General features: G+C 50.3%; 19 protein-coding genes. 14 read left to right on the forward strand and 5 right to left on the reverse strand.

The annotated features are described in order from the left end of the window. Nucleotide 1 precedes the first annotated feature (1 nt). Genes fliH through OGV98_RS14075 form a run of 6 tightly spaced genes read left to right on the forward strand, consistent with a single transcriptional unit; the run spans nucleotide 2 to nucleotide 6,278 of the window. The gene (gene fliH / locus OGV98_RS14050; protein ID WP_003838845.1) at nucleotides 2-712 is read left to right on the forward strand and encodes a flagellar assembly protein FliH; all 711 of its coding nucleotides are present in this window, start codon (nucleotides 2-4) and stop codon (nucleotides 710-712) included. Next, nucleotides 705-2,045 (forward strand): flagellar protein export ATPase FliI, encoded by a 1,341-nt coding sequence (gene fliI, locus OGV98_RS14055; RefSeq protein ID WP_003843825.1) that lies wholly within the window; start codon nucleotides 705-707, stop codon nucleotides 2,043-2,045. Before fliH ends, fliI begins: the two co-directional genes overlap by 8 nt. Before the next feature lie 2 nt (nucleotides 2,046-2,047). Continuing rightward, the gene (fliJ, locus tag OGV98_RS14060) at nucleotides 2,048-2,491 is read left to right on the forward strand and encodes a flagellar export protein FliJ (RefSeq protein ID WP_003838841.1); all 444 of its coding nucleotides are present in this window, start codon (nucleotides 2,048-2,050) and stop codon (nucleotides 2,489-2,491) included. Then, the gene (locus OGV98_RS14065; protein WP_003838838.1) at nucleotides 2,488-2,892 is read left to right on the forward strand and encodes an FAD synthase family protein; all 405 of its coding nucleotides are present in this window, start codon (nucleotides 2,488-2,490) and stop codon (nucleotides 2,890-2,892) included. Before fliJ ends, OGV98_RS14065 begins: the two co-directional genes overlap by 4 nt. A gap of 57 nt (nucleotides 2,893-2,949) precedes the next feature. After that, a complete protein-coding gene (locus OGV98_RS14070; RefSeq protein ID WP_202580755.1) occupies nucleotides 2,950-4,989 on the forward strand; it encodes a glycosyltransferase family 9 protein in 2,040 nt (679 codons plus the stop codon). Between the two features lie 32 nt (nucleotides 4,990-5,021). Continuing rightward, nucleotides 5,022-6,278, forward strand: a complete 1,257-nt coding sequence (locus OGV98_RS14075; RefSeq protein WP_003843821.1) for a methyltransferase domain-containing protein — start codon at nucleotides 5,022-5,024, stop codon at nucleotides 6,276-6,278. 53 nt (nucleotides 6,279-6,331) lie between these two features. On the opposite strand, the gene OGV98_RS14080 is transcribed toward OGV98_RS14075, so the two are convergent. The 5 genes from OGV98_RS14080 to flgA all read right to left on the reverse strand — a co-directional run bounded on the left by OGV98_RS14080 (nucleotide 6,332) and on the right by flgA (nucleotide 11,624). Then, nucleotides 6,332-8,893 carry a glycosyltransferase gene (locus OGV98_RS14080; RefSeq protein ID WP_202580754.1) on the reverse strand — a complete coding sequence of 854 codons (2,562 nt, stop codon included), beginning with the start codon at nucleotides 8,891-8,893 and terminating at the stop codon, nucleotides 6,332-6,334. A gap of 56 nt (nucleotides 8,894-8,949) precedes the next feature. Beyond that, nucleotides 8,950-9,894, reverse strand: a complete 945-nt coding sequence (locus OGV98_RS14085) for a hypothetical protein (protein ID WP_049001941.1) — start codon at nucleotides 9,892-9,894, stop codon at nucleotides 8,950-8,952. Between the two features lie 134 nt (nucleotides 9,895-10,028). Then, entirely contained in the window at nucleotides 10,029-10,457 is a 429-nt protein-coding gene (flgN, locus tag OGV98_RS14090; protein WP_003843816.1) for a flagellar protein FlgN, read from the reverse strand. 12 nt (nucleotides 10,458-10,469) lie between these two features. Then, nucleotides 10,470-10,757: a flagellar biosynthesis anti-sigma factor FlgM gene (gene flgM, locus OGV98_RS14095; protein ID WP_003838827.1), complete on the reverse strand. Its 288-nt coding sequence runs from the start codon at nucleotides 10,755-10,757 to the stop codon at nucleotides 10,470-10,472. 99 nt (nucleotides 10,758-10,856) lie between these two features. Next, nucleotides 10,857-11,624, reverse strand: a complete 768-nt coding sequence (flgA, locus tag OGV98_RS14100) for a flagellar basal body P-ring formation chaperone FlgA (protein WP_149911839.1) — start codon at nucleotides 11,622-11,624, stop codon at nucleotides 10,857-10,859. A gap of 82 nt (nucleotides 11,625-11,706) precedes the next feature. On the opposite strand from flgA, the gene flgB reads away from it, so the two are divergent. From flgB to OGV98_RS14140, 8 genes are read left to right on the forward strand one after another with little or no spacing between them, the layout of a single operon-like run. Next, nucleotides 11,707-12,054, forward strand: coding sequence for a flagellar basal body rod protein FlgB (flgB, locus tag OGV98_RS14105; RefSeq protein WP_003838822.1), 348 nt, complete (start codon nucleotides 11,707-11,709; stop codon nucleotides 12,052-12,054). Between the two features lie 2 nt (nucleotides 12,055-12,056). After that, on the forward strand, nucleotides 12,057-12,488 hold the full coding sequence (gene flgC / locus OGV98_RS14110) for a flagellar basal body rod protein FlgC (protein ID WP_286551627.1): 432 nt from the start codon (nucleotides 12,057-12,059) through the stop codon (nucleotides 12,486-12,488). Continuing rightward, complete coding sequence (locus tag OGV98_RS14115; protein WP_044714331.1) at nucleotides 12,488-13,354, forward strand: flagellar hook capping FlgD N-terminal domain-containing protein; 867 nt, start codon at nucleotides 12,488-12,490, stop codon at nucleotides 13,352-13,354. Before flgC ends, OGV98_RS14115 begins: the two co-directional genes overlap by 1 nt. A gap of 26 nt (nucleotides 13,355-13,380) precedes the next feature. After that, a complete protein-coding gene (flgE, locus tag OGV98_RS14120; protein ID WP_044714333.1) occupies nucleotides 13,381-14,583 on the forward strand; it encodes a flagellar hook protein FlgE in 1,203 nt (400 codons plus the stop codon). Nucleotides 14,584-14,592: 9 nt separating this feature from the next. Next, complete coding sequence (locus OGV98_RS14125; protein ID WP_003838815.1) at nucleotides 14,593-15,330, forward strand: flagellar basal body rod protein FlgF; 738 nt, start codon at nucleotides 14,593-14,595, stop codon at nucleotides 15,328-15,330. A 30-nt stretch (nucleotides 15,331-15,360) separates the two neighbouring features. Continuing rightward, a complete protein-coding gene (gene flgG / locus OGV98_RS14130; protein ID WP_003838810.1) occupies nucleotides 15,361-16,146 on the forward strand; it encodes a flagellar basal-body rod protein FlgG in 786 nt (261 codons plus the stop codon). 56 nt (nucleotides 16,147-16,202) lie between these two features. Then, nucleotides 16,203-16,868 carry a flagellar basal body L-ring protein FlgH gene (gene flgH / locus OGV98_RS14135; protein ID WP_003838808.1) on the forward strand — a complete coding sequence of 222 codons (666 nt, stop codon included), beginning with the start codon at nucleotides 16,203-16,205 and terminating at the stop codon, nucleotides 16,866-16,868. Nucleotides 16,869-16,882: 14 nt separating this feature from the next. After that, entirely contained in the window at nucleotides 16,883-18,004 is a 1,122-nt protein-coding gene (locus OGV98_RS14140) for a flagellar basal body P-ring protein FlgI (RefSeq protein ID WP_003843806.1), read from the forward strand. Nucleotides 18,005-18,006 lie beyond the last annotated feature (2 nt).

Genomic DNA, 18,006 nt, shown 5'->3' on the forward strand with positions numbered 1-18,006 from the left:
CATGGCGATTGAAACCATTCGTGGTCGTTACCGGCTGCATCGTTTTCCCCCTCGCCAGCGCCATCTCCAGGCTGAACAGCTTACGCCGGGGATCACACCGGCGGATTATCAGCGCCAACTGATGGACGGCTTCCAGGAAGGGCTGCAAAAAGGTTTTGAACAAGGGATGACAGAAGGCCAGGAGCAGGGCTTTCAGGAAGGTCATCAGAAGGGACACGATGAAGGCCGTCGTCAGGGATACACTGAAGGCAGCCTGGCCGGGCAGCAGGAAGGGCGCAAGCAGTTTGAACGAGCCGCTCAGCCGCTGGAGGCTATCTCCGGCAAAGTGAATGACTATCTGGCGCACGTTCAGCGCAAACAGCGGGAAGACCTGTTGCAGCTGGTTGAAAAGGTTACCCGCCAGGTGATTCGTTGTGAGCTGGCGCTGCAACCGACGCAGCTATTATCGCTGGTCGAAGAGGCTATTTCAGCCTTTCCGGCGATGCCTGAGTCGCTACAGGTGCTGCTGAGTAACGAAGAATTTAACCGCATTAAAGATGCCGCTCCTGAGAAGGTGGCTGCATGGGGACTGACGCCATCTCCCGATCTGCAGGCGGGCGAATGCCGGGTGATTACCGATAAATCCGAGCTGGATATTGGCTGCGAGCATCGACTCGAGCAATGTATGTCGGCACTCAAAGAGTCGCTGCTGCCGGAGCCGACGGGTGAGTGATCTTTCCAGCTTCGACAACGCGCTGCGTTCCATTGAGTCGATCCCTTTAGCTCGGGTAGCCGGGCGACTGGTGCGCGTGAACGGTATTTTGCTGGAGAGCGTGGGTTGCCCGTTGGTAACGGGCCAGTTATGCCGCGTTGAAAGCGCCAACCATACGCTGATCGACGCGCAGGCGGTGGGATTTAATCGTGATATCACCTACCTGATGCCCTTCAAACACCCCGTCGGACTGATGGCGGGCGCGCGCGTTTTCCCCGAGGAAAAAGCTCAGGAGATCCTGATTAGCGAAAGCTGGCTGGGGCGGGTGGTCAATGGCCTGGGCGAGCCGCTGGATGCCAAAGGCCGTCTGACCGGCAATGATGTGCTGCCGCCGCAGGCACCGTCTATCAACCCCCTCACGCGTCGTTCGGTGAATCAACCGCTGGATGTGGGTGTAAAAGCAATCAACGGGTTGTTAACTATCGGCAAAGGCCAGCGCGTGGGCTTGATGGCCGGCAGCGGCGTGGGAAAAAGCGTGTTGTTGGGGATGATCACCCGCCAGACCAAGGCCGACATCGTGGTGGTGGGGTTAATTGGTGAGCGTGGCCGTGAGGTGAAGGAATTTATCGATCACTCGCTGGGCGCGGAAGGGTTGGCAAAATCTATCGTTGTCGCGGCTCCGGCGGATGAGTCGCCATTGATGCGTTTGAAAGCCACCGAGTTGTGCCACTCTATAGCCGCCTGGTTTCGCGATCGCGGACATCACGTTTTACTGCTGGTGGATTCGTTAACCCGTTATGCCATGGCGCAGCGCGAGATTGCGCTGTCGCTGGGGGAACCTCCGGCAACGAAAGGCTATCCACCGTCGGCGTTTGGCATGATCCCCAAGCTTGTGGAAAGCGCCGGCAACAGCGAAAGCGAAGGCTCAATGACCGCCATTTACACGGTGCTGGCGGAAGGAGACGATCAGCAGGATCCGATCGTTGACTGCGCGCGCGCGGTGTTGGATGGACATATCGTTCTTACCCGTAAGCTGGCGGAAGCCGGGCATTATCCAGCTATCGATATTGGGCAGTCGATCAGTCGATGCATGACGCAGGTTACGCCCAACGAACACCAACAGTCGGCTCGTCTGCTAAAACAAAACTACGCCGCTTATATGGAAATTAAGCCGCTGATCCCGTTGGGGGGCTATGTTGCCGGAGCCGATCCCGGCGTTGATAAAGCTGTCAAAGCGTTCCCCGCTATCGAGCGTTTCCTGCGTCAGGAGGTGAGTGAACCCGCCTCACTTGAGCTGGTGCAAAGTCGCTTACAGGCCCTTTTCCCCCAGGCAAAGAAAACGGAGGGTAAATAATCATGCGACAAATTATCGATACCCTGGCGCAGTTGCAGCGCCTGCGGGATAAATCAGTCAAAGACATGACGGTCCAGCTGGCTAAACAGCAGCAGGTCTGTACCGGCTTTGACAATAACATCAAAGCACTGGGCTACCTGATTCAAAAAACCGGCACTGGCGTAGAGGTCCCTTCCGTTGAGTCTCTCAAAAATGTGACCGGATATAAAGGCACGTTACGCACGGTTATTGCCTGGCAAGAGCAGGAGAAAACGCTGGCTAAAATCAAAGAGCAGCGTATTCAAAAAAATCTGGTTGCCGCGGCTTGCGAAGAGAAAATTGTCTCTATGACGTTGGCAGATAAGCGTTACGCGCTGAGCAATGAAGCGCAGGTAAAAGAGCAAAAAGCCGTTGATGAAATTGCTACGCAGTGCTGGTTAAGACAGAAGACGCTGGGAGTGGTATGAAAACGATCATTACGTTCGGCACGTTTGATGTTTTTCATATCGGGCATCTGCGTATTCTGCAACGTGCCGGGCAGTTGGGGGATCGACTGATTGTCGGTATCTCTTCAGATGCGCTAAATATGCAGAAAAAAGGCCGAGTGCCGGTTTACAGCCAAAGCGATCGCATGGGGATTATTGCCGGACTGAAATGTGTGGACAGCGTGTTTCTCGAAGAGTCGCTGGAGCAAAAAGCGGACTATATTCGCCAGTTTAACGCCGATACGCTGGTGATGGGCGATGACTGGGCAGGGCGCTTTGATAGTTTGTCGTACCTGTGCGAGGTGGTCTATTTCCCCAGAACACCATCTATATCCACCACCTCGATTATTGAGGTAATTACCAACCAAAATTCAAATCTATAAAATAATATGAAAATAAGACTATTCATTGAAACTAAAGAGGTTACGCTGCCGCTTCAAATGTCTAATTTTATTCAAGGTATGGATGGAGTGGTTAATATATTATTTACTTGTTCTGATAAATTGAGTGGGAAATGGCTGGGAGAGAATTCAAATCTTGTTCTTAAATATAATGAATCAACTTTACTGTCTGCGCTGGATAAAATATCGCAAGTGCTCATTAAACACTCGCCAACGACACTAGATATCCATGTTGCACTGGCTGAAAGCTATAATTTACTTATTCCGTTATTAATGAGGTTAAATGCTCTTCGGTCGTTAATCCATCTTCATGTTTATGAAGGAGAGATGGCTGAACTCGTTGCTGCTTCTGCACTTGAAAAAATCCCTGTAAATGTATTAGATAAATTAACTTCTGGGTATGCTAATGCTATAAATATTGCGTTAAATAAAAACCATCATATACCAAAAGAGGATTGGAATATTGCTGCCGGGTATGCATGGCATAAAGTATTAACAACAACATATTATCTACAGGAGAATAGCGCATTTAAAAAATCAATGAAGTTGCCTTGTAGTAATGTGCCGATAGTTGATGAGCGTAAAATAACGGATTTTCTGGAGCTATTCAAGATACCATTTAGTATTTATTCTCAATTAAGAAAAATAAGCTCGTCATCTCTACTATTACTCAGCACTTCGCCTCGCTTTCCCTCTATGAAAAAACAACATCAGGAAGCGCTTGTAGAAGTTATCCTTCATGCAATAAATGAATGTGCGATTACTAAAGATAAAATTATACTCTTTCGTGAACAAAAAGATGGGGAAGTTGATAGTGAAATATTACGTCGGTTAGGCTACATGGTGATCAAGCTCCCAGATTTAATCACCGTCAATTTATTAAAGGTTTTACAAATATTACCTGTAACCGTTGCCGGATGTTTTTCCGACGAGCTGTATCAAGTGCCAGAGAAAAATATTCTCTTTTTGCTAACAACAAACTTACCAAAGGAGACTGATAAATACGTTAGTCAGATCAATCTCGATAGTAAAAAAAATTATTATGTAAATGAGTTGGGAGGTGTTAAAACCGGCTCGTTTAAAAAAAGGCTGTTCTATTGTCCTGGATCTATGGGGGATGCGATCTACGCTTTAGGTTGCCTGACTGCATTTAGAGAACATTATGATGAGGAATTTATCTTTATTGCACATAAATTATATCATGATCTCATCATTTCAAGTCCTATGGTTTCCCAATATTGGGATGCTAATGCATTGACAGAAGAAAATATTATTGATGCTGAGATAGCGCGTCAGGAAGATAAATTTCATTTTCTTGGCCGCTGGGAAGATATTGTTGCATCTCGACATATGACGGATGCATTTATCGGTGATGATATTCAAAACCATTCCTTGAGCAATAAACAGCCTATTATATCATTGGTATCATTAGATAAGAGCAATGTTGATGATTTTATTCAGGTTAATGGATTGCAGAAAGAAAAAATAGTTTTATTGCATCCTAATATTGGTTCTCCGAATAGGACGTGGACCGAAAAAGGATGGAATCAGCTCGCGAAATATTTTATTGCTGCAGGCTGGAAAGTTATCATTATTGGCAGCGATAATAATAAGTATCATGAGAAGAAGATGATGGATATAGATATCCCAGAGGCTATCGATTGCATTAATCAGTTCTCTATGCTTGAGATGATTTATCTGATGGAACGCTGTCAGTTGCTGGTTGCGTGCGACTCTGGCCCAGTTGCGCTTGCTGGACTCACATCAATCGCAATTTGTGGGTTGTACTCCATTATTCCGGCCAGATACCGATTGCCTTACAGGAATGGAAAGTATGGATGGAATGCTATGGGTATTGATACGGGATGCCAGTATGGTCAATGCGGACACCTGATCATGAGTCCGCAATTCTTTAAAAACAAACTAGGTAAAGAATTTATGTCACCACGAGGTGATGAGTTTTCTATCTGGTGTCCAAATGATAAAAAATATCGATGTTTGAAGAAAATTACTGCTGAATATTTTTGGCATCAGATTCAATTATTTTTGAACTCTGATAGCTATGTGGGCAATTTTTAGATGTTTAATTAACTACATTATATGGAGTAATTATGGGTTTTTTAGGGCGATTTCCTTTACACAGAATTGTTGAAGAGCACCAGGTGACACATCTGATTGAAACTGGATACGGTATTGGGAATTCATGTCGAATGGCATTATCAGCTGGTTTCAATCATGCGCTATCTTGTGAGATCTATCAACCATTATATGAAAAAGCATTACAAGAAAAAAATGACAGCATTACGATTTTTCCCGATGATAGTTTATCATTTCTGAATTTGGAACAAGTCAATGGGATTTTGAAAAATCATCGTAGTCTTGTCTTTTTGGATGCGCATTATCCTGGTTCTGATTACTGCAACGAAAAATATCATAGCGACGAATGGGATAAAGATATTCGCTTGCCGCTTATTAACGAGTTGCGAGTGCTGAGAGGTAAAATTGACAATGCAATCGTTATTATTGATGATTGTAGAATATATCTAAAAGATTTTGCAGTAACAAGTGGTTCTTTACCCGAATATGCCGATCATGGGTTCGATAATGCCAGTGAGTTTATTGAATTATTAGAAAGTTTTGCCGATACACACGCCTTATACTGGTATGCTGAAGACACCGGATACGCTGTTTTATGGCCACATGCTTTAGCCGGGGAAGTGATCAAACCTCTAATTTTACCTGGCGATATTACCAGTCAATTTCTGATTAATCGGGGGGTTGTGGGTACGACCAGTATGTCTGTAAATCGCCGACTCATGGATGCCCGGTTTACTTCTCGTTGGTTTGTAGGTGCTGGATTGGATATCGGTGGTGGGCCTGACAGTATTGGTATTTACCGATCGCTTTTCCCACTAATGAGAACTGTGACTGTTTATGACTTACCACAAGGTGATGCCCAATATTTAGACAATGTTAGTGATGATAGTTTTGACTTTGTGTATTCTGCACATTGCCTGGAACATGTGGTTGACCCGTTTGTCGCTATCAATAATTGGATGCGAGTACTTAAACCAAATGGTCATCTCATTATAACAATTCCTGATGAAGATATGTATGAGCAAAAAGTTTGGCCATCGACTTTTAACTCCGACCACAAGCATACTTTCAGTATTTTCAAGAAAAATAGTTGGTCACCCGTTTCGATAAATGTATTGGAATTGATTCAGGCGATAACTACAAAGCATGATGTTCAAAAAATAGAATTGCTTAACCATAGCTACTTAGCAGGGCTTCCTCGATTTGATCAGACACGCACACCATTTGCGGAAAGCGGTATCGAGATTGTTATAAAAAAAACGCCCCAGTAAAATAAAAAACCACCGATTTAACGGTGGTTTTAATAGCTGGTTTATATCAGGGATTAGTTAAACAGTTTTTTCTGTAAACTATGTAAGAGAGCATTTGTATGGACACTATCTGCTTCCGTAAGTAATGCCACGATCTCTTTAGCGGCCCTTTGCCCTGCCTGGCCATCCATAAACGCATCACAATAATGGTGGCGAATTTCGGCTAACGGTGCTTCAAGCGCAGTCCAGTCAAATGCATCAGACAGCGCACTGCGCAACGCCTGTATATCCTGGGCTACCGGGAGAACGTCGCGGATACGTTGATCGGCGCTGTCTGGGGTCGAGAAACTTTGTTGGCCATCCAGCAGCGAGGTCATCTCTGGCCAGCTCAGTAAAATGACGCGTTTATTCATATGAATGGCATCAAAAATAAAGCCGCTGCTGTCCGTCAGGACGTAATCTGCCTGCGCCATAAGCGCCAGCAGGTGCTGCGGATCGTCAATTCGGTTTTTTAAGTAGCGCTGCGCCAGCACCAGCGAGGCACTTTCTTCCGGCCTGTGCAGAGTGCCATGGTGCAGTTTGGTGACGACGTTGTATTCATGGCTTAATCGGCTGAGCTGTTGTGCCCAATGGGGGAGCGAGCTTAGCGCGCCATAGGTTGGCGCATACAGGATGGTCTGCTTTTTCGCATTTAGCTTCACGCTTTTTGGCAGTGCGGTATCGTAAGTATGGTTATGCCATTCATCGAAACGGGGATTACCCACCACTTTGGCGCTGCCGCCAATATCAACCGCGTGCTGGCTATAGTGGCTGTAGCAGAGAATGCGATGATAAAAGGCATTCCACCAGGCATGATTCCACGCTTCTTTCGCCAGTCCATACATCGTCCGTACATGGGTATCCGCCAGCCCGTTCAGTAACGGGGTGTAATAAGGGCTGACAAGACATTTGAAGCGTTGACGTTTCTCAATCACCGCAGAAAGACGCGTTCCGCCCAACAGGGGATCGTTAATGGTTTTAATTGTTGCGGTCATTTCATCCAGAAACGACGCGTGTATTTTGTCGCTGACCAATAGAGAGCAGGTGTGCCCCATCGCCTGTAGCGCGGTTATGATCGGGCGATAGACCGCGTAGTGCAGCGACGTTTCCATATAGAAACCAATAGCATCTGTTCGGGTGGCAGTAGAAGGGAGCGGGGCATCAGTCAGTGCGTTGACGGCATCGGTTTTCTTATTGATTTTATTGAAGTAGTAGCCAATATTATCGGTTTCTTTTTTCTCGATATCGCTATAACCTGGGCGCTGATAGCAGATACTCGGATAGCAGGAAAGCCATTTTCCGTCACGTAGCAGCGGCTGCCACTGTCCTTCGAGGGTCTCTGAAAGGTCATATTCCATTTGCTGAGCCAGAACCGGGTAATAGCTGTTGTTAACCAGATAGGCGCACACCTTATTGCAATCGCGGGCATGAATCATCCCAGTCAGGCTTTTTAATATGCTTCCGCGTTTAATTTCACCGCCGAGGAGAATGACCTCCCACGGAAATTTAGGCAGGGCATTAAGCAGCGAGCTAAGTACCCGAATATGTTTTTCTTGTTTCAGAATAACGGCGTCATCTTCAAGCAGCAGGTAATTTTTCCATCCCATTTGTTGTGCCAACTTGAGTGCCCGAAGATGGGATTGACGGCGACCAATCTGGCCGTTAGTGGCAACTGACGCGGCAATGCGGGTGATCTTTTCCTCTGGGAAATTGAGAAACCCCAGCTCTTGTTGGATGTGCGCTAAACGATCCGGGCGTGAGTCCAGGTTTACGATCACCACCTGATCGATATAATCCCACTGGATCGGTTGATGATGAGTAGCGTTATGCAGGCTTTGATACCAGTTTTTCAGCATCGGGTCGGTAATCGCCTGCGCCAGCGGGGTTTCCAGTGGCTCGCTGCTTCCCAACACAAAGTCTTTGTCGAACGTATTTTGGCTGTGTGAGATACAAATAATGGTACGTTCACCCGGCAATTGCAGCGGGTTCGCGGTGAACTGGTTAGTGAATCCCTTTTCTTCACCTAAATTACACTCATCATCATAGCGGTGGTTCTTCAGGTAATTACGATGGTAACAGAAAGTGCCGTTGAGAATATTTTGTGGGCCAAAGCTGCGTGTTTTGAATATCCGGTTGATGTGGCTGTACCAGATGGGGATTTGATCGGAACCTGAAATCAACGCCCGGTGGCGCTGCATCATGTCGATGGTGTAAGAGATTTTATCCGCTGGATAATAGTCATCATCATCCATACAAAGAATATATTCACCTACCGCCAGCGCATTGAGCATATTGCGCTTTTTACCCAGATCGAGCTTTTCCGGGTGGTAGATATAACGAATATTATATTTCTCTGGGTGGTTCTGCGTTAGCCGGTCAATGATCGACTGATGGCTTTGCGGAGAATCATCCAGGATCACCAGTTCCCGCCGGTCAGCAGGGTAGTCCTGATAACGGAACATATACAGCAAATAAGGTAAGAAAACGCCGCGGTTCCATGTTGGCGTGATAACGCTTACAAACGGTTTTTCGCGGCCAGTGTCGAGCGTTTTAACGATGCCAGTCAGGGCGGAACGTGCTTTAGAGGATTCAGACATGGTGATGTGTATTCGCGGTTCGAAAAAGGACCGGGCATTCGCCCGGCCAACAGGCACTAACGTGTAATCAGGGAGAACGCCGAGAGCAGTGGATCTCCCGGAAGCATGTCCAGAATATGCTGACGTAACGAATGGGCATTCTCGCCGTTGCGCCACGCTTCAAACAACGCGAAAAGGGCGTAAATTTCGTCATGGTTTAGCGCAGAATCATCCATCGTCCACAGGCAAAACAGAGTGCGAATCATAAAGACGTCAGCCGCCAGCCAGAAGAAACGCTGCAGTGTGCTTTCACTCTCATGCTGTGGGAAGGTGTCGTGGTACAAGCGATAAATCAGATAGTTGCTGAAAATCCATGCTTCTTGAGCGAAATGGCGCTCCCAGGTCTGCAGCCACTGATCCTGTAACTGCTGCTGAAGCATGGCTTCACTGTTCGCATCCTGCAGCATCAGCAGGCTGACCTGCAGAGGTAATGTGAGTTTACGCGTACTTTCCGGCAGCAGATCCCAATTGAATTCACAACCGCCCATACGGGTAATTAATTCACGCTGTAGCTGGGGCAGGCTGGGCAGTTGCGCAAATTGCTCCTGCAGTTTTCCTTCCTGTACATGGCCTGCGAGGATCTGTGGCAACGATGCCAGCTTTTCCAGCACCGCTTCACTATCGCCTGGGCATTTTTCGGAAAAAGAGAGCATGATCCCCAGCGCATACAGGCGCAGCTCCGGCGATAAACCTGGAAGTGTGATGGTATGCAGAGCGGATTGATTCAATACCTGATCGCGTGGGGATAGCGCCGGGCTGTCCGGGTTGGCCGCACATTTTGAATGATGCAAGACAAAGGTATTGGGAGCGCCTAATACAGCCTGACAGCTGGCCGGATCGGTTAAGACCAGACTCTGACGCACTTCCGTTTTCCAGCACAGGTTAACCCGTAAAGCGGAATCCGGATGGCGGGATAAAAACAACCGGACAAAGTCAGGTTCATAACAATCAATCATACTCATAATCTGTTCTCAGCAATCCCAATATTCAAAATCTGTTTATGACGTTGCAATATCCATGCCTGAATTTTAATTTCATTTATATCAATTAGTTAGGTGAATCGCGGAAAGCAGGTTTCCGCGTCAGGGAAGGGCGTTTAGCGCTGATAAATAAAATCCGGCTCGGTACCTAAAAAAGCCTGAATAAATTCATACTGGCGGATCAGCAGATCGCCGTTTTTTTCGTTGTACGCCTTGCAGCGTTTCGCTTTTTGCTCAAGGCTTTGCCACCAGCCCTCTGCGGCACTTTTCTGTACGCCCGGCAACCAGCTAAAGACCTGCTCTATCCCTGCACGATTGACGCTTACGCCCAGCAGTTGCAGGATCGAACGGCGCTGTTGGCTGCTGTTTTGCAACTGCTCATAATGCTGTTGAATAAGTTCATTGATGGCCAGCAGCTCGTCGCTGTCGCGACGGATCATACACAGACGTTGTTGTTCCAACTGGTGTCTGAGCGCGTCATACCGCGTTCCGTCTTCACGAATGCCCTGAAGCAGAGTTTTCACCTGCTGTAGCCTGGTGCTCACTGTTGTAGCCTCTTATTTCTGGAAAAAGCTGAGCATGTCCCCAGCCAGTTGATCGGTATCAACCTGCAAATCGCCTGAGGCCAGCATGGCCTGCATTTGCGCCACTTTGTCGTAATCAACGTCACTTTGCGTATCACTGTTCAGCGTTTGCTGCGCCGTTTGTAATCCCGCCTGAGTAATATCATCGGCGGAAAGCGATGCGGAACTGGACGTGCTCGTCTGCACGCTGCTCTTGTCTGCACGTGCCTGTTCAGTTGTCGATGCAGGGCGATTGCCAGGCAGACTCGGGGTAATTTTCATAGCAACCTCGTACATATTCCGTTGGGTTGGTTATCTGTTATTGACTAAAAGCGGCGGCAATAGAGGAAAACTTTAATCCCATCACAAAAAATCCCCGCACTATTCGGCCATCAGCGTGGTGACCACGCCGGTATCGTCCACCACGCCGCTGATGATCCGCTGGCTGCTGCTATTACGAATTTTTATCACATCCCCTTTACGACCATTCTTCAACGCCACGCCCGGCATTGAGGCGGTAATGCCAGCCATATGGGAGACGATCATCACTGGCTGGTCGCGTTTAACCAATACGGGCTGAACCAGCTCGCTACGGGTAATTGGTTTACCCGGTTGCAGGGCACGCTTGCTGGTGAGGCCAATTGCTTCATCCATATTTGTTATCAACCCTTCCCGCTGGTTGCTGATATTGAATTTTTTAAGCTGCAGGTCGTCGGCTGTAATCACCGCATCTCGGGCAATCAACGACTTTGGCATCACTACCGGCACCGACACGTCGGGGCGCACTGCAACGTTATATTTCCAGCCCGCATTGCCTGGGCAGGTCACCATAAAGTTCATTCGTGACAAGGCCATCTCTGGGGAGGCACTGGAGGTGATCTGTGGCGCCGACGCGCATAGCGCGCTGGTACTCACGGCTGAGGGGATATAGATATTGAACGTGTAGCGATAGTCCTGCCACTGCTGTTTGTGCGCCAGTGCGTCGATTTCATGACCGGCGGCAGTCAGAACCAGTGCGTTGATCTGTTCCCGGGCGCTGTGCTGAATGGGATGGACGGCGGCATGTACGGGTAAGACGCAGCATAAAGCCAGCATTATCTCCGCGGCAAAGGGGAAAGAAGGCTTCCTTACGTAGGAGGGTAGTTTCATAAAGTCATTTCTCATCAATCACTTAAAAGTTGGCATAGTTATTGCTAGTAATGGCGATATCTACGCAGGAGTGATGCAAGAAATGGGAATCAGTTTTCAGCAGGCATTGGGTGTACATCCGCAGGCAGTGAAGTTACGTCTTGAGAGGACCGAGCTACTGACTGCGAATCTGGCAAACGTCGATACACCAAATTTCAAAGCCAAAGATATTGATTTTGCCGCTGAGATGCAACGGGCAAGTCACACAAATGTTTTGCCTGAGGCTGACGTGAAATACCGGGTGCCGATGCAGCCCTCAGAGGATGGCAATACCGTAGAACTGAATACCGAGCAGGCCCGGTTTTCACAAAATAGTATGGATTATCAAAGCAGTCTGACTTTTTTGAATCTGCAACTTAGCGGAATCAAAGAAGCCATCGAAGGAAAATAACCATGTCGTTTACTGATATTTACCAGATTTCCGGCTCGGCGATGACGGCGCAAACCATCCGTCTGAATACCGTCGCCAGCAACATGGCGAATGCGGAATCTCCTGCCAGCAGCGAGGCGCAGGCCTATAAAGCGCGCAGCCCGATTTTTGCTGCGGTTTACAACAATAGCCTGATTGGCGCAAACAACCGTCACGGCATTGATGGCGCCAGCGTGCAAGTGCAGGACGTGATGCAAAGTGGCGGGGCGGTGAAGCGTTATGAGCCGCATCACCTAATGGCGGATCAGAACGGTTTTGTCTGGTACCCGGACGTCAACGTGGTCGAGCAAATGGCCGACATGATGTCCGCATCACGTGATTTTGAAACTGATGTTGATGTGCTGAATAACGTCAAAAGTATGCAGCAAAGCTTACTCAAACTGGGAGAAGTGTAATGAATACCCTGGCTCTGTATGCCCAATCTCAGGCGCTGGCTTCTTCTCAGGAGAAGACGACGGTGGCTGAAAATACTGGGAGCGCCACGGCGCAAAGCAACAACCTGGGGGATAGCAGCTCTTCCTCTACCTCGTCAACCACCGATACCAGTGGAACCAGCGGCACACCGACGACGACAACGTCCACGGAAACGTCCGCGGTCGACACGTTTCTGACGCTGTTCGTAGCCGAAATTGAAAACCAGGATCCTACCGATCCGACCGACCCAACGGCCTATATCGACCAGCTTTCTTCCATGGCGCAGGTAGCGATGATGGAAGAGATGAGCGTTCAGGCCAATACCAACGCCGTGCTGATGAGCAACATTCAGGTGATGGCGCTGGGGAATATGGTCGGCGACGACATTATGGTGCAAACCACCTCGCTGGATATCGAAGATAACAGCAAGGACATTCAGGGCCGCATCACGCTGGATGACAGCTGTACCGATGTGGATTTGCACTTTACCGATGAAGCGGGTGATGACTACACCGTGTCGCTGATCCCGGAAGGTGAAACCTCCGTTGGGCCAGGCCAGGTTGATTTTGATATTAACCCCGCGGATTACGGCATCCCGCCGGGTGATTACAGCGTGTCCGTGGTGACCAATACCGGGGAAGAAGAAGTGCCGATTGAGGTGACGGGCAAAGTGGAAGATGTGCGTATTCCGCTCGATGGCAGCACGCCGGTGCTCAACGTTGACGGCGTTGGCGAAGTGCCATTCACCATGATCACCCAGTTTGGCGTACCGGACAGCACCGATGACACCACGCCGCCTGACACTGACGACGGCAGCGATAACGCCGACAGCAATACAGTGCTCTGATTTAGTTTACATTACAGGAAGAAACAATGAGTTATGAAATTGCAGCGACGGGGCTAAACGCCGTCAACGAACAACTGGACGGAATCAGTAACAACATCGCGAACTCCGGGACGGTCGGTTATAAATCAATGACTACCCAGTTCTCCGCGATGTACGCCGGGACGCAGGCGATGGGCGTGAGCGTGGCGGGTTCCGCACAAAGCATCTCCACCGGTGGCTCAATGGTTTCTACCGGTAACGCTCTGGATCTGGCGATCAACGACGATGGTTTTTTTGTCATGTGCGACAGCGCGGGCAACATTTCCTATACGCGCGCGGGTTCTTTCGTCACCGATAAAAACGGCTATATCGTCAATGCGTCCGGTGATTATCTGCAAGGCTATCCGGTGGATGACAGCGGCACGCTGCAAACCGGTACCGTGACCGATATCCAGATTAAAACTGGCAACATCCCGGCGCAGGCTACCGACAGCATGACCTTTACGGCCAACTTTGACGCCAGTGATGAAACGATCGATCGCTCAAGCGTGCCTTTTGATGCCAACAACAGCGATACCTATACCGACAGCTACACCACCACCGTGTATGACTCTCTGGGTAACGAGCACTCGGTCAGCCAGTATTTTACCAAAACCGCGGATAACACCTGGGAAGTGCAGTACACCTTTGATGGTGAAGCGCAGACTGGTGTACCGCCAACCACGCTAACCTTCGATCCGAATACCGGCAAGCTGACCTCTCCGACCACGCCGCAAACCATCACCTTCACCACCAATGAAGCCGCGCCGATCTCGATGACCGTCGACTACTCCGACTGTACTCAGTACGGCTCTGATTTCTCGGTGACCACCAACTCCGCGACCGGTTACGCCTCCGCAACGCAAAACGGCGTGCAGGTGGATGACGATGGCAAAGTGTACGCCACCTACAGCAACGGAGAACGTATGCTGCAGGGCCAGGTTGTACTCGCCACCTTCCCGGACGAAAACGGGCTGGAAGCGGTAAGCGGTACCGCATGGGTGCAGACCGGTGAATCCGGTACGCCGCTGATTGGCACGCCTGGCTCCGGCTCATGTGGCACGCTCTCCTCCGGCATGCTCGAAAGCTCCAACGTGGATATCACCAACGAACTGGTCAACCTGATGACCGCCCAGCGTAACTATCAGGCGAACACCAAGGTGATTTCGACCAGTACGCAGTTGGACCAGGCACTCTTCCAGGCGATGTAAGGCTAAGAAATGGATCGGTTGATTTATACCGCACTAAGCGGCGCCACCCAGACGCTGCTGGAGCAGCAAATTAGCGCCAACAACCTCGCCAACGTCAACACCAATGGTTTTCGTGCGGATATGGCGATGGCGAGTAATGACAAAGTCAAAGGCGGTGGCTTCGACACGCGTTTTATGGCGAAAGAGAGTCCCAGCGGCGTCAATGACAGCACCGGCGTGGCGGAAAAAACCGAGCGTCCGCTCGATGTCGCCATTCAGGGAACCGGCTATATCGCCGTGCAGGATAAAGCAGGAAACGAAGTTTATACCCGCAACGGCAATATCCAGCAGGACGATCAGGGTCAACTGACCATCGACGGCAACATTGTTCTCGGGGATAACGGCCCGATTATTTTACCGCCGAATGCGATTGCCTCTTTCGGTAGCGACGGCACGCTCTCCGTCACACCTGACGATGGCGATGTCACTGCCACGATGGATATCGATCGCCTGAAGCTGGTGGATATTCCGGTCGCCAATCTGGCGAAAAATAGCGAGGGAATGCTGGTGACGGCGGACGGCGTACCGGCACAACGCGATGAGAACATCAAAGTGAGCGGCGGGTTTCTGGAAGGCAGCAACGTGTCTGCGGTGAGCGAAATGATGTCGTCCATTGCGATGAACCGTCAGTTCGAAGCGCAAATCAAGATGATGAAAACGGCTGAAGATCTCAGCGACTCAGGCAACAGGCTGCTACGCGGCTCCTGAGCCGTAGTCTTTAATCAGGGATAAAGTGTTATGAACGCAGCGTTATGGATCAGTAAAACCGGCCTGTCGGCGCAGGATGCTGAGATGAGTGCGATTGCCAACAACATCGCTAACGTCAATACCACGGGCTTTAAGCGCGACCGCGTGATGTTCCAGGATCTGTTTTATCAGACTCAGGAAGCGCCGGGCGCCATGCTCGATCAAAACAACATCATGCCGACTGGAATGCAGTTCGGTAGCGGTGTACGCATTGTCGGTACGCAGAAAACCTTCACCGAAGGGAATGTGGAAACCACCGACAATACGATGAACGTGGCCATCATGGGGCAGGGATTTTGGCAGGTGCAAAAGGCGAACGGGGATATTGCGTATACCCGTGACGGCAACATGCAGGTTAACGCTGACGGCGTGTTAACTAACTCTGAAGGCTTGCCTCTGCAACCGGAAATCGATGTTCCGTCCGGCGCGACTAATGTGGCTTTTGGCGAAGACGGCACCGTGACGGCAATCCTGCCCGGCGACAGTGACCCTACCGAACTGGGGCAACTAACGCTGGTGAACTTCGCTAACCCGGCCGGGCTTTCAGCGGAAGGCGACAACCTGTATCTGGAAACCGCAGCCAGTGGTCAACCGACGGAAGGTATTCCCGGGGAAGATGGTCTGGGGACTTTGCAGGACAGCGCTCTGGAAGGCTCAAACGTGGATATCGTCAACGAAATGGTGGCGATGATCAACGTGCAGCGCGCCTATGAGATGAACGCCAAAATGGTCTCTGCGGCAGACGATATGCTGCAGTTTATTAGTCAGACACTGTAACTCAAGAATGTGAAATGCCGGATGGTACAGCTCCATCCGGCAGAAATAGGCAGAACGTGAAAAATTATCTCTGGCTGATGGTACTGCTTCCCCTGTTAAGCGGGTGCGAATCGCAGGCTCTCCTGGTCAAAAAAAATGACGAATTCTTTGCTCCGCCCAAAACCGAGGCACCGCCAACGGCGGATGGCCGCGCGGGAGGGGTGTTCGAAACGGGTTACAAGTGGTCGCTGACAGCGGATCGCCGTGCCTATCGGGTGGGGGATATCCTGACCGTGATGCTGGAGGAATCTACCCAGTCGAGCAAACAGGCGAAAACCAATTTCGGTAAGAACAATACCGTGGATATTGGCGCGCCGACCCTCTTTGGGCATACCAAAGATAACCTTTCCGCGTCCGTGGACGCTAATCGTGACTTCAACGGGACGGCGACCTCGCAGCAGCAAAACAGTTTACGTGGCGAAATTACGGTGTCGGTACACTCGGTACAGTCGAACGGTATCCTGGAAATTCGCGGTGAAAAATGGCTCACCCTCAACCAGGGTGATGAGTACATTCGCCTGAGCGGCCTGGTGCGCGCCGATGACATTCAGAACGACAACTCCGTCTCATCGCAGCGTATTGCCGATGCGCGTATCTCCTATGCGGGTCGTGGCGCATTGAGCGATGCCAATGCGGCGGGCTGGCTGACGCGTCTGTTTAACCATCCTCTCTTCCCGATCTAATGCAGGATTTTACTATGCAACACTTAAGCGGGCGCTGGATGAAGGCGTTAAACGGCATCGTTATTGCCCTGAGTCTGGCGCTGCCTGGCGCGGCGCAGGCGCGATCTCTGGAGTCGCTGGTCAACGTCCAGGGCGTCAGGGAAAACCAACTTGTCGGCTACAGCCTGGTGGTGGGGCTGGACGGAACCGGGGATAAAAACCAGGTTAAATTCACCAACCAGACTATCACCAACATGCTGCGTCAGTTCGGCGTTCAGTTGCCGAGCAAAATCGACCCGAAGGTGAAGAACGTTGCGGCGGTGGCGGTCAGCGCGATGCTGCCGCCCATGTACTCGCGTGGGCAAACCATTGACGTCACGGTCTCGTCGATCGGCGATGCCAAAAGCCTGCGCGGCGGTACATTACTGCTCACCCAATTACACGGTGCTGACGGAGAGGTTTACGCCCTTGCACAAGGGAGCGTGGTAGTCGGCGGGATGAACGCCACCGGGGCCAGCGGCTCCAGCGTCACTGTGAATACCCCCACCGCCGGGTTGATACCGAATGGAGCATCCGTGGAGCGGGAAATTCCCAGTGATTTCCAGATGGGCGATACCATCACGCTTAATCTGAAACGTCCTTCTTTCAAAGATGCCAACAATATTGCGGCGGCGATCAACGCGTCGTTTGGCGGCATTGCGACGGCGCAAAGCTCGACCAACGTCAGCGTCCGCGCGCCAACCAGTCCAGGGGCGCGCGTCGCCTTTATGTCTCAGTTGGATGACGTCCAGGTGCAGGCGGAAAAAGTGCGTGCCCGCGTGGTATTTAACTCGCGTACCGGCACAGTGGTGATGGGGGATGGCATTGCCCTGCACGCGGCGGCGGTGTCGCATGGCAGCCTGACGGTGTCCATCAATGAAAGCAGCAACGTCAGCCAGCCGAATGCGTTTGCTGGTGGTCGTACGGCGGTAACGCCGCAGAGTAATATTTCGGTGAATCATGCCCGCCCGGGAATGATCAGTCTGCCAGAGTCCAGCAGTCTGAAAACGTTGGTTAACGCCCTTAACAGCCTGGGCGCCACGCCGGACGACATTATGTCGATTTTGCAGGCCCTGCATGAAGCCGGAGCGCTGGACGCCGATCTGGAGGTGATTTAATG

The sequence above is a fragment of the Citrobacter sp. Cf136 genome (genome assembly GCF_030333815.1).
In the GTDB taxonomy this organism is placed as follows: Bacteria; Pseudomonadota; Gammaproteobacteria; order Enterobacterales; family Enterobacteriaceae; genus Citrobacter; species Citrobacter freundii.